We start from the raw sequence: 14,189 nt of genomic DNA, 5'->3' as shown, positions 1-14,189 counted from the left end.
TCAGGCTGCGTGGGCGAGTGTGGGCGTGTTGGGCGTTGCGAGAGGTGAGTGCGGCAGTGGCTGTGCGCTCAGCGGCGCGCTGCCGAACCAATGCAGTGTCTGCGCCAGCGCCGCGACCTCGCCCAGGATCAGCAATGCCGGTGCGGCCACGGCGTGCTGCCGGGCGGTGCTGGCCAGGCTGGCAAGCGTGCCGGTGATCACGCGTTGCTGCGGGCGTGAGCCGTTTTCCACCAGCGCAAATGGGGTGGATGCTGCGCGCCCGGCCTGCAGCAGCCGCTGCTGGATGGCATCCAGGCCGGCCACGCCCATGTAAAAAGCAAGCGTCTGGCGATCCTGGCCGAGCGCGTGCCAGTCCAGCGTGTCCAGCGAATCCTTGCAGTGCGCGGTGATCAGCCGCAGCGATTGCGCATGGTCGCGATGGGTGAGCGGGATGCCGGCATAGGCGGCGCAGGCGATGGCGGCGGTGATGCCGGGAATCACTTGGAAGCCGATGCCGTGCTCGCGCAGGAATTCCAGCTCTTCACCGCCACGACCGAACACGAACGAATCGCCGCCCTTCAGCCGCACCACGCGGCGACCGGCGCGGGCGTGTTCCAGCATCAGCGTGTGAATCTGCTCCTGCCGGGTGCTATGGCCATGCGCCGACTTGCCTACTTCGACGAGACGCGCGTCGTGTCGTGCCAGGCGCAGGATGTGCGGGCTGACCAGGCGGTCGTACAGCACCACCTCGGCCTGACGCAGTGCACGCAGCGCATGCCGGGTGAGCAGGCCGGGATCGCCGGGGCCGGCGCCGACCAGGCTCACGCTGCCAGGCGCCAGCGTGCCGATTGCACTGCGCGGCGCGGGGGAGCGTGCAGGCATCGTTGCGGAAGCGGCAGATGTTGCATCGTGGGTCAGCAACCGGTGCGCGCTCGCCGCATGCCGCAGGGCGTCGTTGAGCGTTGCCGATTCGCTGGCGGCGATGGCGAGCCATACCGGTTGATCGGGCAGTGCCAACCATGCCGGATCGAAGCGCCCTTGCAGCCAGCGCAGTTGCCCCGCTTGCGCCCAGCGCCGCAACTGCGCGGTGAGCTCGGGCGCGCCCACCAGCGGCAGCGCACCGGCCTGCAGCAGCTGGGCGGTGGCGCGTTCGGCATCGGCACCGCCGCCGACCACCAGGACGGCACGGCCACGCAGGTCGGCAAGCAGCGGGAACGCAGAAGTCACGGAGCGGCAGCATCGATGGGGGAGGGCAAGACCGTAACGCTGGCTTATAGCCGTCGGAAATGACTTCATACATCCCAAAAATAGCGTTCGGTTATAAGCTGGCCCGCAGAACTCCTCTACAGTCGAAGCCCTTGTAGCGCCTCGCGCTTTTTTGGATATAAGCCATGACGCTGACCCAACTTCGCTATCTGGTGGCCATTGCCGATGCCGAGCTGAACATCACGCTGGCCGCCGCGCGCGTGCACGCAACCCAGCCCGGCCTGTCCAAGCAGCTTAAGCAGCTGGAGGACGAATTGGGCTTTCTATTATTCGTGCGCAAGGGGCGCAGCCTGGATGCGGTAACGCCGGCCGGTGTGGAAGTGATCGAGCGCGCGCGCGCGGTGCTGTCGGAGGCCAGCAATATCCGCACCTATGCGGCCAACCAGCGCCGCGAGAGCCAGGGCCAGCTGACCCTGACAACCACGCATACCCAAGCGCGTTTCGTGCTGCCACCGGCAGTGGCGCAGATCAAGAACGCCTACCCACAGGTGAGCGTGCATCTGCAGCAGGCCGCCGAAAGCGCGGCGCTGGATCTGCTCAGCCAGGGTGATGCGGATATTGCCGTGGTCAGCACCGCCGGCAGCGAGCCGAGTGCCGGGATTGCGGTGCCGCTGTACCGCTGGAGGCGGCTGGTGGTGGTGCCGCGCGGGCATGCGCTGGACAACCCGCGCATGGCACCGGACATGCAGGCGCTGTCCGAGCACCCGCTGATCAGCTACGAATCCTCCACGCGGCCGGGGTCGTCGCTGCAGCGGGCGTTTGCGCAGGTGGGGCTGGAGCCGAGCATCGCGTTGACCGCGCTGGACGCGGACCTGATCAAGACGTATGTGCGCGCCGGGCTTGGCGTGGGTTTGGTCGCGGAGATGGCGGTCAATGCATTCGACGAGGATCTGCTCGCCTGGCCGGCGCCCGCGCCGATTGCCGAGTGCATCGCCTGGGCGGTGCTGCCGCGTGATCGCGTGTTGCGCGACTACGCACTGGACCTGGTGCATGTGCTCGCGCCGCAGATCGACAAGCGCGACCTGCGGCGCGTGCTGGACGGCAATCAGGCGCCGAACTGGCCATTGCCGCCGACCTGGGAATCGCTGACTCAGACCATCACCAGCTGAGCTGCCCACAATGACCGACCCACTGCGTCCTTCCCTCAGCAGGCTCTGGTCGTCCGAGCCGGACGGCGGCATGTCGCTGCAGCTCTCGGCCACGATCGAGGGCCGAGAGCACGAGGTTCTGACGGTGCTGGCCGACCCACGCGACGAAGCGTTATGGGTGGCGCTGCAGGTGGGCGACACGCGCGTGCAGATCCCGCTGGAAATACTGCGCAAGGCGTTGGAAGTTGCCGCCGAGGATGTGCATTCGGCGGAGTGGTTTGCACGCCAGGATGCAGATGCGTCCGGGTTCTGAAGTTGCGAGCGGCCAACGGGCCGGCGCGGGCAGTCGTCCGGCGTTGTGGACGGCGCACGGGAGCTGGAGTGGACGCGTGTAGATGCGGTTCGGGCGCATTGGCCGCATGCTGCTGCTGTTACGCCGGTTTGTTTGCTGTTCTGTCGCGGTTGAGGCAGCTTTTTTTTACGCGCTGATAGTGTTGATGCAATGAGACGCGGCTTTCCCGGAAACCAGCGGATTGGTGGTTGCAGTAACCCGTGCGTTGAAACGTGATCCCTGCGCATCGCAGCCGTGTTTGCTTGGTCGCTGTAGCGACGCGATCTGGCGTCTCCGGTTGGGTTCGCTCTTCACGCCTGCTGCGCTGCAGCGTAATGGCGACGAAAAAAATCCAGCGCAATCAATGTGATACGCTTGTGCTCGGCATATCCGCGATGCGTGCTGTCAGTGATTTCCCCTACCAGTGTCAGGGCTACGCAGTCGGCGTCGGCGTAGCGCATCAAGTTGCGCGCTGTCTTGTCGAAAACCCTTATAGCAACCATGACACGACACTCTTGAACGTCTAGGGGTGGACGGCGCAGAGCCTGCGATGCAGTTGATTGCATTGCCGGGGTGTTTCGCGGTGTCGTCGAAGGGTTGCTAGCGCTGTCGCATCACTGTTGCACGAGGCTGTGCACAGAGCGGCTGGCGCACCTGGGTCCCTGGGGAGAGACCTGGCGTGCTTGGTGGCGGATCCGGGTCGAGAGCCCGGGTCCGCTTTTTTTTTGGATTGTGTTCCGTCCGGGGACACTTTCTTTGAGATGACACAGCGCGAGGACGGGCCGTGTGCGATGCGGTGGTCCGCGATGAGCGCTAGCGCGTCGCTACGGCAAGTTTGCCCGGTCTCCGCAGCGCCGCTCACATGCGACATCGCATCGCATATGGTGTGCGCTGCTGCAATGTTGGCTGGGCGGGATTTCACTGGCAGCCTTGTTTCGAGCGGCTAACAAAACGTAGCGAGCAGTCGTCAGGCGGGTGCGGGCGGCGCACAGGAACCGGAGTGTACGAGTGGTACATGAGGATTCCGAGCACCGGCCGCGCCCGCCTGGCGGCTGCGCAGTAGTTTTGTTAGCTGCTCTTAGTCCGGCTGCACACCAGCGCCCTAACGTAAGATCCCAGGCTTAGCCGCAGATTGCCGAAACAATTTGCGCGCTACAGACCTTAAGCTAAGGGAATCCGCACCGAAAAACAGGTGCCGCCTTGCGGGCGCGGACGCACGTCTACTTCGCATCCCAATGTCTCGGCAGTGCGGTGCACGATCCATAGACCGATGCCCAAGCCGTCGCTGCGCGGGTCGGCTTGGCGGAACGCCTGGAAGACCTGCTCGGGGTGCTCCAGATTCAAGCCAATGCCGCTGTCGATGATTTCCACCACTGCAAAACCGGGGCGGCGGCGGGTGCCGACCAGCACGCGACCGCGTTCGGTGTACTTGATGGCATTGCCGACCAGGTTGCCGATCAAGGTGGTCAACAAGCTGGGATGGCTGCGCACGCGGAGCGAGGTAGGTACATGGCGCAGTGCCAGGCACTTGTCGATGGCCTGCTGCCGCCACACGCCGAGCACCGAATGCAGCACGTCTTCCAGCTGCAGCGATTGCAGGTCCGGCATGGCAGCCTTGCTCGAGGCCGCCAGCGTGGCCAATTCGTCCAGGCTACGGCCGACCAGGCTGATCGCATCGCGCGCGGTCACCAGGGGCGGGATGGAATCGACGTTGGCATGCCGGCGCATCTTGTCGATGGCGTAAGCAGCAGTGCGCAGCGGAGTCTTCAGATCATGACCGGCGATGGCCATCAGGCGGCTGCGGTAGCGATCGGATTCCTCGGCGATTGCCAGCGCGCGGCGCAATTCCAACTGCGCCATGGTCTGGCGTGCCAGCGCGCGCAGGGCTTCCACCTGCTCATCGGTGAGCTGACGCGGTTTCCGGTCCAGCACGCAGACGGTTCCCAGCGGCAGACCGTCGGGCGTCTTCAACAAGGCACCCGCATAAAAGTGTAGCGGCGCCTCGCCGGTGACCAGCGGGTTGCGCGCAAAGCGGATGTCTTCGCGCGTGTCTGGCACCACCAGCACGTCATTGTCGAGCAGCGCGTACGCGCACATCGATTTGAACAACGGCGTCTCGCGCTCGCCCAGCCCGAGTTCGCTCTTGAACCACTGGCGATCTGCATCCACTAGGCTGATCAGCGCGATTGGCGTCTGGCAGATGATCGAGGCGAGCCGGGTGATGTCTTCGAACGCCGCTTCGCGCGGAGTGTCGAGAATGCCGTAGCTGCGCAGCGCCTGGAGGCGCAGCGTTTCGCTGGGGGGCTTGGGTGCGCAAGGAAGCGGTTCGGCCGCGATATCGGACAGGACGGTACTCATGCGCGCAGGTAAAGAGTGGTAAGCCGCAAGCATAGGGCATGCCAAGGCACGTCATGTGCCTGGCGTCACGGAGGTGAGAAAAAAGTGTGGCTGCCGACCTGGACGGTGGGTTGGCGTGAGGCTGGTGTGATGGCAGAGAGTCTGGGGACGGCTGGCATCCAGGTCTGCTCTCCGCAGTGTTGCCATGCTCTGGTCGCCTGCGTGTGCCCGCGACGGGCCAGCGGGTGCAACAGCCCCAATCAGGTGCGACATCCGGTCGCGCATCGGCCGCAACCATCGCCCCGGGAGACATGGCGGCTTACACTCGCAGGCATGCGTCGCTCGTTCCGCCACCATCGGTTATTGCCTCTGCTTGCCTGTCTGGCGGTGGTACTGATGCTGGTGGCTCCGCTGATCAGCCGCTGGAGCCAGGCACAGTCGGCTGAGCCGATGTGCATGAGCGCCCCGGCATTGTCGGCAGAGAGCTCGCTGCATGCCGGTCATCGAACCCGGCCGCCAGGGATTGCGACGCATGCGCACTCCGATTCCGCGACGGCGACGCAGCACGCCGGCAGCCACGAGGCAGCGACACATGGCGAGGCCTGCGACTACTGCGTATTGGCCGCACGCTTGCTCCTATTGCTCATCGTGGCATTGCTGTGCCTGCTGCAGCTGCGGCCGACGCCTGCGCCAGCGTACACCCAGGCAAGCGCAGGCCCGGTCTTTCGGTGGGCCGCGCTCGGCGCACGTGGACCACCGCTGCCCGCGTAAGGTTGCCCCTGCGCGGGCGTCCATGCAGTCATGCCCTGTGCGCGCGTGAGGTATCGCGCGCTGCAGGGTATCGCGGACGACTCGCATCTTATTCGAGTGATGCCGATGCGCGCCACAGTGGTGGCAGCGCACGGCTGTGCGGCCGTGCTCCCACGGCGAAGGGTTGGTAATGCGTCTACGGTTGTTGAAAACGATGTGGTATGCGCCGTCGTTGGCGTTGGTGTGGGGGCCTGCATGCAATGTGCAGGCGCAGGACGCGGCACTGACGCTGGGCAAGGTGCTGGTCAGCGAACACGCGCAGCGCAGCCCGAGCACGGCGCGCGTGTTGAGCTCGGTGGATGTGATCGGCGGCGAGCTGCTGCACGATCAACATGTGGATTACAGCTGGGAACTGCTGATGCGCGCGCCCGGAGTGCAGGTGACCCAGTTCCGCATGGGCACGGATGCAGGGCGTTTTTCGTTCCGCGGTTTCAACGGCGAGGGACGCATCAATGCGGTGAAATTGCTGATCGACGGCATTCCCAGCAACGACAATGCCGGCGCCATGCCGTATCTGGATGCGGTATTTCCGCAAGACATCAGCGCGATCGAGATCGTGCGTGGCACCAACGACGCGCGCTATGGTTTGAACGCCATTGCCGGCAGCGTGGACGTGCTGACCCGCACTGGCGGCAACGATGGCCGCTTGAGCGTGACGGCCGGCAGCTTCGATGAGCGCGAGGTGCAACTCAGCAAAGGTTTCGAACAGGGCGCGTGGAGCCAGAACTATGTGCTGGCCTGGCGCGACTCGGACGGCTATCGCGATCATGCCGATGCGCGCAAACTCAGCGTGGCGGGCAAGTGGTTTTACACCGACCCGGATGGTGCATTCCGCGCCGGGCTCACCACGCGGTATTACGACAACCATGCATTGGAAGCGGGCTATCTGGACGCCGCTACCGCACGCGCAGCGCCGCGAAGCTCGCCGGACTATGCGCAGAACGATCGCAGCGAGCGTCGTCTGCGCCAGACTGCGCTGCATGCGGACGGCGAGCTCGGTGAACAGGCGCAATGGAGTGCCAAGGCCTACCAGAACGACTACCGCAATCAGCGCTGGGTGCGGTTTTCCCAGGCGGGGCTGCAGCAGGAACGCGATACCGATGAAACCCATCGCGGGCTGCTGCTGCGGAGTAACTGGCAGCCGAATTGGGGCGCGCTGAATGCCAATCTCGAAGCAGGGATAGATGCGCAGTGGCAGGAAAATCAGTCGCAGCGGTATCGCACCGTGGCCCGCGTTCGCAGCGCGCAGTTGCGCGATTGGGATTACGACCTGCGCACACGTGGCGCGTATGTGCAGGCGGTGCTGACGCCGTTTGCGCGCTTGCAGCTGGTGCCGGGGTATCGCATCGATCGCGTCGATGGGCAACTGCACGATGTGCTGGCCGGCACCGTTGCGCCGACCTATGACTACGGCACCATCAAGCAACCCAAATTCAGTGCGAGCTACCGCGTGGGTGAGCAGAGCAGCGTGTATGCGAACTGGGGACGCACCTTCCAGATCGGCAGCGGCGATGGCGCCTACCGTCGCCAGCCCGGCAACCTGGGGCCGTCGATCAATGACGGCTGGGAGACCGGCCTCAAGTTCGCACCGTCGACTCTGTTGGACGGGCGCCTGGCCTATTGGGAGCAACGCGCATCCGGTGAGGTGGCGACCGTCTTTGGTGTGAATGGCGTGGTGGGCATTGGCGATGTGGCCAATGTCGGCCGCACGCTGCGGCGCGGTTGGGATGCGCAGCTCAACCTGCAGCCGGCTGAGCACTGGCGTGCTTGGGTGTCGTATTCGCGACAGAAGGCCACGATCGCCACGCCCGATCCGAGTGCCCCGGCCACGCGCGGCAAGGAGATCGAAAACGTGCCGCACTGGTTGGCGACCGCCGGGCTGGAGTGGCAGGTCAGTTCGGCGGTGCAGTTGAGCGCCTGGGGCAATGCGCAAGGCGACTACTACCTGGAGCGCACCAACACGCTTGGCCGCACCGGCGGCTATGCCTTGCTCAATCTGGGCGCGCGCTGGAATGTGGATGCGCGCAACGCGCTGAGCCTGCAGCTGCGCAATGTCACCGATCGTGCGTATGTGTACGCCTGGTACGACAGCGGCAGCTCGGGCTATTCGCCTGGCGATGGACGCGCGTTGTCGCTGTCGTGGGATTGGACTTTCTGATGCATGCAATGACTGACCACAGTGGCGTAGACCAGGCACGCCAAGGTAACCGCTGGCGCTTCTATCGCGCGGTGTGGCGCTGGCATTTCTATGCCGGACTGCTGGTGCTGCCTTTCATCATCTGGCTGGCGGTGACCGGGGCGGCGTTTTTGTATCAGGACGCGATCGATCGCAGCGTGCACCACGATTTGAAGGTGGTGCCGGTAGGCCACGCGCGCGTGCCCGCACAGCAGTTGGTTGCCGCTGCACAACAGCGCTACGCCGGTAGATTATTTGTCTACACCACGCCCAAACAGGCGGATGCCAGCGCCGAGATCGGGCTGGTGGATGCACATGGTGTGCGGCAGGTGGTCTATGTCGATCCATACCGTGCACGGGTGTTGGGTGCCTTGCCGGAGCACGGTACGCTGAGCTGGACGATCCGCCGGCTGCACAGCCTGGCGTTGGTCGGGCCATATGCGCCTGGCCTGATCGAAATGGCGGGCGGTTGGGCGATCGTGCTGGTGCTTACCGGTGTGTATCTGTGGTGGCCGCGCGGGCGACGTGGCGGCGTGATCAGTGTGCGTGGCAAGCCGAAGCAGCGGCTGTTCTGGCGCGACCTGCATGCGGTGACCGGTGCCGGGGTTGGGGCGATCCTGCTATTGCTGGCGCTGACCGGTATGCCGTGGTCATGGCTCTGGGGTGCACAGGTCAATCGCTGGGCCAATGGGCATGATTTTGGCTATCCCGCCGGGTTGCGTGTGCAGCAGCCGATGTCGCAGCAGCGCTTGGCCGATAGCGGTGAGCCGGCGTGGTCGTTGCGGCAGGCGCGCTTGCCGGAGTCAGTGGTGCCTGTACGAGGGGCTGGCGGCTTGGATGAGCCGTTGCATTGCGAGCACGCGAGTGCGCTGCAGGTCGGCAACGAGCACTCCGAGCACATGGCGCTTTCGGCACATGCAGGGCATGTAGACCACGAAGAAAACGCAGAGCACTTAGCCGAGTCTGAACACGCAGAGCACGTAGCCCACGCAGAGCAGTCAACCCAACACGCGCACTCGGCAGAGAGCGCGCATGCCGCCCATGGCGATGCCGGCGGCTTCGCTGGGCCGGGACGTGGAGCGATCGGCCTGGATGCGGCGATTGCGCGCTTCGATGCGCGCGGCATCCTACCGGGATATAGCGTGGCGCCGCCGCGTGGTACGACCGGCGTCTATACCGCGTCGGTGTATCCGGCCGATCTGCAGCGGCAGCGCGTGATTCATCTGGATCAATACAGCGGTGCGGTGCTGCTTGACATGCGCTACCGCGACTACGGGCCGCTGGCCAAGCTGATGGAATGGGGTATCAATGTGCACCTTGGGCAGCAATACGGCACTGCAAACCAGTTGATCCTATTGTTCGCCTGCATTGCGATTGTGCTGTTGTGCGTCAGTGCGGCTGTGATGTGGTGGAAGCGTCGCCCAAGCGGAGGGCTGGGCGTGCCGCCGTTGCCCGCTGATCCACGCACGCTACAAGGGCTGATGGTGCTGCTGGTGCTGTGCGGGCTGATCTTCCCGCTGGTTGGAGCGTCGCTGGTGCTGATGTGGCTGTTCGATCGTTACTGGATGCAGCGTGTGCAAGCGGATGCGGTCGCAGGGTGATGGGTGCGCGCCGATGCACAGGCGCTGATCGTAGCCCGTTGCCATCGTTATGAGGCGCAGCATGCCCAAACAGACGTCGCGATCTGCCTCAGTACAAGCCACATTGCAGTGGGCTGCCGCAGCTAGATATCCTCGTGGATGCCGCACTCGCGCTTCAGGCCAAAGAAGCGTGTGTCTTCTTCGCGCATGCCGGGTTCCCAGCGACGCGTGGTGTGGAAATCGCCGATGGACACGTAGCCTTGTTCCCACAGCGGGTGATACGGCAGATCGTGCGCTTGCAGGTATTGCCACACGTCGCGATCGGTCCAGTCGGCGATCGGGCTGATCTTGTAGCGTTCGCCGCGCTTCTGCACGATGGGCGTCTGCGCGCGGCCGCCGGACTGGCTGCGGCGCAGGCCAGTGAACCAGGTGCCCACGTTGAGTTCGTCCAAGGCGCGACGCATCGGTTCGACCTTGCGCAGGTTGTTGTATTGATCGATGCCGACCATGCCTTGCTCCCACAAGCGTCCGTGGCGCGCTTCCATCCAGGCGCGGCTGACCAGCGGGCGATACACCCTGAGATTGAGCTTGAGTCGCTCGGTCAGGGCATCGGCGAAGCGGTAGGTTTCCGGAAACAGGTAGCCGGTGTCGATCAGGATCACCGGAATATCCGGTCGTTGCTGGCTGAGCAGATGCAGCGTCACTGCCGATTGCGCGCCGAAGCTGGACGATAGCGCGGCTTCCTGCGGGCCGTACTGCAGCGCCCAGGCCACGCGTTCGTCGGCACGCAGTCCTTCCAGCTGCGCGTTGAGCGCCTCCAGATTGTCCAGCGCGGAAGAGGTGATCGATGCGGCAGGCAGCGCGGTCATGCGAGCAATTCCAGGTCGAGGTGACGGTGCGTGGGGTAGGGCGGCAATGCGATCAGGCCGGCGCGGTGCAGGAAATCGCCGAAGCCTTCGTCATTGGCCTGGTCGCGTTCGGCGGCGTAGCGCGCAAACAGCGGTTCCAGTGTGGCCAGGATCTCTGGCTCGGTGATGTTTTCGCGGTACAGCGTATTGAGCCGCTGGCCACGGCGGTCGCCACCTAGCATCAGGTTGTAGCGCCCGGGCGCCTTGCCTACCAGCGCGATCTCGGCCAGATACGGGCGCGAACAGCCATTCGGGCAGCCGGATAAACGCAGCACGATGGGCGTGTCGGCCAGCCCGTGCTGCTGCAGCAACGGCTGCAGTGCCGCGCTGAAGTCGGGCAGATAGCGCTCGGCCTCGGCCATCGCCAGGCCGCAGGTGGGCAATGCCACGCAGGCCATCGCGCCGCGCGCCAGAGCGGTGGCGGCCTGGTTGCCGGCATCCAGCGCGTACTGCGCAACCAGCGCATCGACGCGTGCGCGCTCGCTGGCGAGCACGCCGGCGATCACCAGATTCTGGTTGGGCGTCATGCGGAACTCGCCGACGTTCAGTTGTGCGATCGCACGCAACCCACTCAGATGCGCCGCGGTGTCGGTATCGGCAATGCGGCCGGCCGGCAGCGAAAGGGTCAGGTGCCATAGCCCGTCTTCGCCTTCGACCCAGCCATAGCGGTCGCCGTTGTGTTCAAACGCGAACGGCTTTGCGGGTTGCAGCGCAAAGCCGGCGCGGCGCGCGATCTCGGTCACGATGGTGTCCAGACCATGATCGTCGATGGTGTACTTGAAGCGCGCACGCTTGCGCACCGCACGGTTGCCGAGGTCGCGCTGGGTGGTGACCACCGCTGTGGCGACATCGAGCAGCTGATCGCGGGTGACAAAGCCAATCACGTTGGCCACGCGCGGCCAGGTTTCGGCATCGCCGTGCGAGGCGCCCATGCCACCGCCGATGCTGACGTTGTAGCCCAGCAACTGCCCCTCGCGCAGGATCGCGATAAAGCCCAGATCGTTGGCGAAGACGTCCACATCGTTGAGCGGCGGCGCGGCGAAGCCGATCTTGAATTTACGTGGCAGATAGCGGTCGCCGTAGATCGGCTCGTCCTCGCTGCCGGAGCCGGAAACGCGCTCTTCGTCCAGCCAGATTTCGTAGTACGCCCGGGTATTGGGCAGCAAATGCTCGGAGACCCGCGCGGCATCCGCATACAGCGCGGCATGTGCCTGCGACAGCAGTGGATTGGCGGCCACCTGCACGTTGCGATTCACGTCACCGCAGGCCGCCAGCGTATCGATCAAGGTGGCATTGATGGCCTGCATGGTGGCCTTCAATTCACGCTTGATCACACCATGAAATTGGAACGCCTGGCGCGTGGTGATGCGCAGCGAGTGATTGGCATAGCGCGTGGCGATGCCATCCAGCGCCAGCCATTGCGTGGGCGTAATCACCCCGCCCGGCGTGCGCGTGCGGATCATGAACTGATACGCCGGCTCGAGCTTCTGCCGCCGCCGCTCATCGCGAATATCGCGGTCGTCTTGCTGGTAGCTGCCGTGGTACTTGATCAGGGTCTGATCGTCCTCACGCAACGCGCCGGTCACCGCATCGGCCAGGCTCTGTTCCAGCGACCCACGCAGGCGGCGGCTTTCGGATTTGATGTCTTCGACGGAGTGAGTCATGGGAATCGGGAGTTGGGAATGGGGAATCGAAAAAAGCGGCTTCGTCTGCCAGGAAAGGTCAGTTGCGGGCTGTTCCGATTGCCGATTCCCCAATCCCGATTCCCGGCACTAATAAACATCACGCGCATAACGTCCCTCCACCTGCAGCTGGGTGAGATAGGCCGCAGCGGCTTCGGCATCCAGCGCACCGTGGGTGGCGACGATATCGAGCAAGGCGGCGTGCACGTCCTTGCCCATGCTGGTGGCGCCGCACACATACACATGCGCGCCGCCTTGCAACCAGGCATGGACCTCGGCGCCACGCGCGCGCAGGCGATGTTGCACGTAGAGCTTTTCGGCCTGGTCGCGCGAGAACGCCACTTCCAGCGCGTGCAACTCGCCGCGTTGCAGGGCCAGCTGCCACTCGGCCTGATACAGGAAATCGGTATTGAAATGCTGGGCGCCGAAGAACAGCCAGTTGCGGCCCTTGGCGCCGGTTTCCGCGCGCTCCTGCACGAAGCCGCGGAACGGTGCCACGCCGGTGCCTGGGCCGATCATCAGGATGTCGCGATCGGAATCGGCCGGCACGCGAAAGCGCTCGTTCGGTTCGATGTAGACCGGGGCGGTGTCGCCTTCGGCAAGCGCTGCCAGAAAACCGCTGGCCGACCCCAGATGCGCGTGCCCATGCGCCTGGTAGGTGACTTCGTCCACGGTCAGATGCACTTCATCGCCGACGCGCTTGCGGCTGGAGGCAATGGAATACAGCCGCGGGGTGAGCGGACGCAGCGCGGCGAGCAGGCCGGCGTGGTCCCAATCCGCCGGCCAGCGGCGCAGCACGTCGATCACTTGATGATCGGCGAGCAGCGCCGCCAGGCCGGCAGTCTGGGTGGGGGCGAGCAGCGCTTGCAGTTCCTGTGTGCCTGCGCGCTCGGCGTGAGCGGTGAGAAACGGCCGCGAGAGCTTGGTCAATTCGCGCTGGGTGGCGAGCCATGCATTCAACGCCAGCGTCTCCTCGCCGACGGTGACTGCGGCATCGCCGTCCAACTGCAACGTCTGCAGCACGGCATCCACTAGCGCGGGCGGATTGCGATGGCGGATGCCCAGCGCGTCGCCCGGCTCGTAGCTCAGGCCGCTGCCTTCCAGCGAAAATTCCAGATGCCGCACGCGCTTGCCGGGCGTGGCATACACGCGAAAGCCGGGCCCCTTGAAGTCGCGTCCACTGATGATCTGAGTGGACAGTAGCTCCGCAGCGAACGGCTGCTGATGCGACCACGCCGGCGCGATGGGGCTGCTGCGCAGCGGCGTGACCGTGGCAGAGTGCAGGCCGCTCTTGAGCTGCTCGCGAGCGTGCTTGAGCGCCTGCGTGCGCCACGGCGCAGCAACGCTGTCGATGTCCAGGTCGGCTTCGCCGCGCGGCTGTACGCGGCTGCCGCCGAGTTCGGCCAGGCGCTCGTCGATACGCCGCGCGATGCCGCAGAAATCGGCGTAACTGGAATCGCCCAGGCCCAGCACCGCGTACTTGAGCTCGGGCAGCCTGGGCGCGCGACGGCTGGCGAGGAATTCGACCAGGCCGATCGCATCGTCCGGCGGGTCGCCTTCGCCCTGGGTGCTGATCACCACGTACAACAGCTGCTCGCTAGCCAGCTCACGGGTGGAGTAGGCGTCGGCGCGCAGCAGGCGCACGCTCAGGCCTGCGGCTTCGGCATCGGCGGCCAGCTGCTCGGCCTCGCGGCGGGCGTTGCCAGTCTGGCTGCCGTACAGCACGGTCAGCCGTTGGCCTTCCTGGGCGATTGCGTGGGTTTGTCCACCGGGCAACACTGCCAGCGAGCGCGGCGGATGGCCCTGTGCCAACCCGGCGGCGTAGCCGGAGAGCCACCACAGCGCTGCGCTGTCCAGGCCGTCGACCAACCGATCCAGCAGCGCCTTGCGCTCGTCGGGCAAGGGGCTGGGCGGTAGCGCGGAACTGGCGGCGGTCATTCGGATCCGGGGGCTTTGATGAGATAGACGATGTTAGGGAAGCGTTGCGCCCACCAGAAAGGAGCAGCCGTTATCGCGTTATGCCGGGCGCTTA

Annotated in this window: 11 protein-coding genes and 1 other RNA gene; 5 read left to right on the top strand and 7 right to left on the bottom strand. The window is 65.2% G+C overall.

Features of this window, described 5'->3' with window-relative positions; all coding sequences use genetic code 11:
* Complete coding sequence (cobA, locus tag NX05_RS14030) at positions 1-1,206, bottom strand: uroporphyrinogen-III C-methyltransferase (protein WP_080764582.1); 1,206 nt, start codon at positions 1,204-1,206, stop codon at positions 1-3.
* A 164-nt stretch (positions 1,207-1,370) separates the two neighbouring features.
* Here cobA and NX05_RS14025 point away from each other — a divergent pair, with 164 nt between their 5' ends.
* A complete protein-coding gene (locus tag NX05_RS14025; RefSeq protein WP_039436350.1) occupies positions 1,371-2,354 on the top strand; it encodes a LysR family transcriptional regulator in 984 nt (327 codons plus the stop codon).
* A 10-nt stretch (positions 2,355-2,364) separates the two neighbouring features.
* Positions 2,365-2,646, top strand: a complete 282-nt coding sequence (locus NX05_RS14020; protein WP_039436331.1) for a hypothetical protein — start codon at positions 2,365-2,367, stop codon at positions 2,644-2,646.
* A gap of 329 nt (positions 2,647-2,975) precedes the next feature.
* On the opposite strand, the gene NX05_RS23800 is transcribed toward NX05_RS14020, so the two are convergent.
* From NX05_RS23800 to NX05_RS14015, 3 genes are all read right to left on the bottom strand, one after another.
* Positions 2,976-3,230 carry a hypothetical protein gene (locus NX05_RS23800; protein ID WP_134810981.1) on the bottom strand — a complete coding sequence of 85 codons (255 nt, stop codon included), beginning with the start codon at positions 3,228-3,230 and terminating at the stop codon, positions 2,976-2,978.
* A gap of 375 nt (positions 3,231-3,605) precedes the next feature.
* Positions 3,606-3,681: non-coding RNA, sX9 sRNA (locus NX05_RS14175), on the bottom strand.
* Between the two features lie 144 nt (positions 3,682-3,825).
* The gene (locus NX05_RS14015; protein ID WP_039436327.1) at positions 3,826-5,022 is read right to left on the bottom strand and encodes a sensor histidine kinase; all 1,197 of its coding nucleotides are present in this window, start codon (positions 5,020-5,022) and stop codon (positions 3,826-3,828) included.
* Positions 5,023-5,334: 312 nt separating this feature from the next.
* Here NX05_RS14015 and NX05_RS14010 point away from each other — a divergent pair, with 312 nt between their 5' ends.
* From NX05_RS14010 to NX05_RS14000, 3 genes are all read left to right on the top strand, one after another.
* Entirely contained in the window at positions 5,335-5,772 is a 438-nt protein-coding gene (locus NX05_RS14010; protein ID WP_039436324.1) for a DUF2946 family protein, read from the top strand.
* Between the two features lie 193 nt (positions 5,773-5,965).
* Positions 5,966-7,969 carry a TonB-dependent receptor gene (locus tag NX05_RS14005; protein WP_039436314.1) on the top strand — a complete coding sequence of 668 codons (2,004 nt, stop codon included), beginning with the start codon at positions 5,966-5,968 and terminating at the stop codon, positions 7,967-7,969.
* Positions 7,969-9,588 (top strand): PepSY-associated TM helix domain-containing protein, encoded by a 1,620-nt coding sequence (locus NX05_RS14000; protein WP_039436312.1) that lies wholly within the window; start codon positions 7,969-7,971, stop codon positions 9,586-9,588. Before NX05_RS14005 ends, NX05_RS14000 begins: the two co-directional genes overlap by 1 nt.
* A 122-nt stretch (positions 9,589-9,710) precedes the next feature.
* Here NX05_RS14000 and NX05_RS13995 read toward each other — a convergent pair whose 3' ends face one another.
* The 3 genes from NX05_RS13995 to NX05_RS13985 form a co-directional block, all read right to left on the bottom strand.
* The gene (locus NX05_RS13995; RefSeq protein WP_010377960.1) at positions 9,711-10,436 is read right to left on the bottom strand and encodes a phosphoadenylyl-sulfate reductase; all 726 of its coding nucleotides are present in this window, start codon (positions 10,434-10,436) and stop codon (positions 9,711-9,713) included.
* On the bottom strand, positions 10,433-12,139 hold the full coding sequence (cysI, locus tag NX05_RS13990) for an assimilatory sulfite reductase (NADPH) hemoprotein subunit (protein WP_039436309.1): 1,707 nt from the start codon (positions 12,137-12,139) through the stop codon (positions 10,433-10,435). Before cysI ends, NX05_RS13995 begins: the two co-directional genes overlap by 4 nt.
* A 108-nt stretch (positions 12,140-12,247) precedes the next feature.
* Entirely contained in the window at positions 12,248-14,095 is a 1,848-nt protein-coding gene (locus NX05_RS13985) for an assimilatory sulfite reductase (NADPH) flavoprotein subunit (RefSeq protein WP_039436306.1), read from the bottom strand.
* Between the last annotated feature and the right edge of the window lie 94 nt (positions 14,096-14,189).

It is taken from the genome of Xanthomonas vasicola (assembly GCF_000772705.2).
Classification (GTDB): domain Bacteria; phylum Pseudomonadota; class Gammaproteobacteria; order Xanthomonadales; family Xanthomonadaceae; genus Xanthomonas; species Xanthomonas vasicola.
This window is presented reverse-complemented; position numbering and strand designations above follow the sequence as displayed.

What these genes read in the sequence shown, in the direction of transcription:
- NX05_RS14000 (WP_039436312.1), top strand. Translation starts at nt 7,969, where the DNA reads ATGCATGCAATGACTGACCACAGTGGCGTAGACCAGGCACGCCAAGGT.
- NX05_RS14005 (WP_039436314.1), top strand. Translation starts at nt 5,966, where the DNA reads ATGTGGTATGCGCCGTCGTTGGCGTTGGTGTGGGGGCCTGCATGCAAT.
- cysI (WP_039436309.1), bottom strand. Translation starts at nt 12,139, where the DNA reads ATGACTCACTCCGTCGAAGACATCAAATCCGAAAGCCGCCGCCTGCGT.
- NX05_RS14025 (WP_039436350.1), top strand. Translation starts at nt 1,371, where the DNA reads ATGACGCTGACCCAACTTCGCTATCTGGTGGCCATTGCCGATGCCGAG.
- NX05_RS13985 (WP_039436306.1), bottom strand. Translation starts at nt 14,095, where the DNA reads ATGACCGCCGCCAGTTCCGCGCTACCGCCCAGCCCCTTGCCCGACGAG.
- NX05_RS14015 (WP_039436327.1), bottom strand. Translation starts at nt 5,022, where the DNA reads ATGAGTACCGTCCTGTCCGATATCGCGGCCGAACCGCTTCCTTGCGCA.
- NX05_RS13995 (WP_010377960.1), bottom strand. Translation starts at nt 10,436, where the DNA reads ATGACCGCGCTGCCTGCCGCATCGATCACCTCTTCCGCGCTGGACAAT.
- NX05_RS14010 (WP_039436324.1), top strand. Translation starts at nt 5,335, where the DNA reads ATGCGTCGCTCGTTCCGCCACCATCGGTTATTGCCTCTGCTTGCCTGT.
- NX05_RS14020 (WP_039436331.1), top strand. Translation starts at nt 2,365, where the DNA reads ATGACCGACCCACTGCGTCCTTCCCTCAGCAGGCTCTGGTCGTCCGAG.
- NX05_RS23800 (WP_134810981.1), bottom strand. Translation starts at nt 3,230, where the DNA reads ATGCAATCAACTGCATCGCAGGCTCTGCGCCGTCCACCCCTAGACGTT.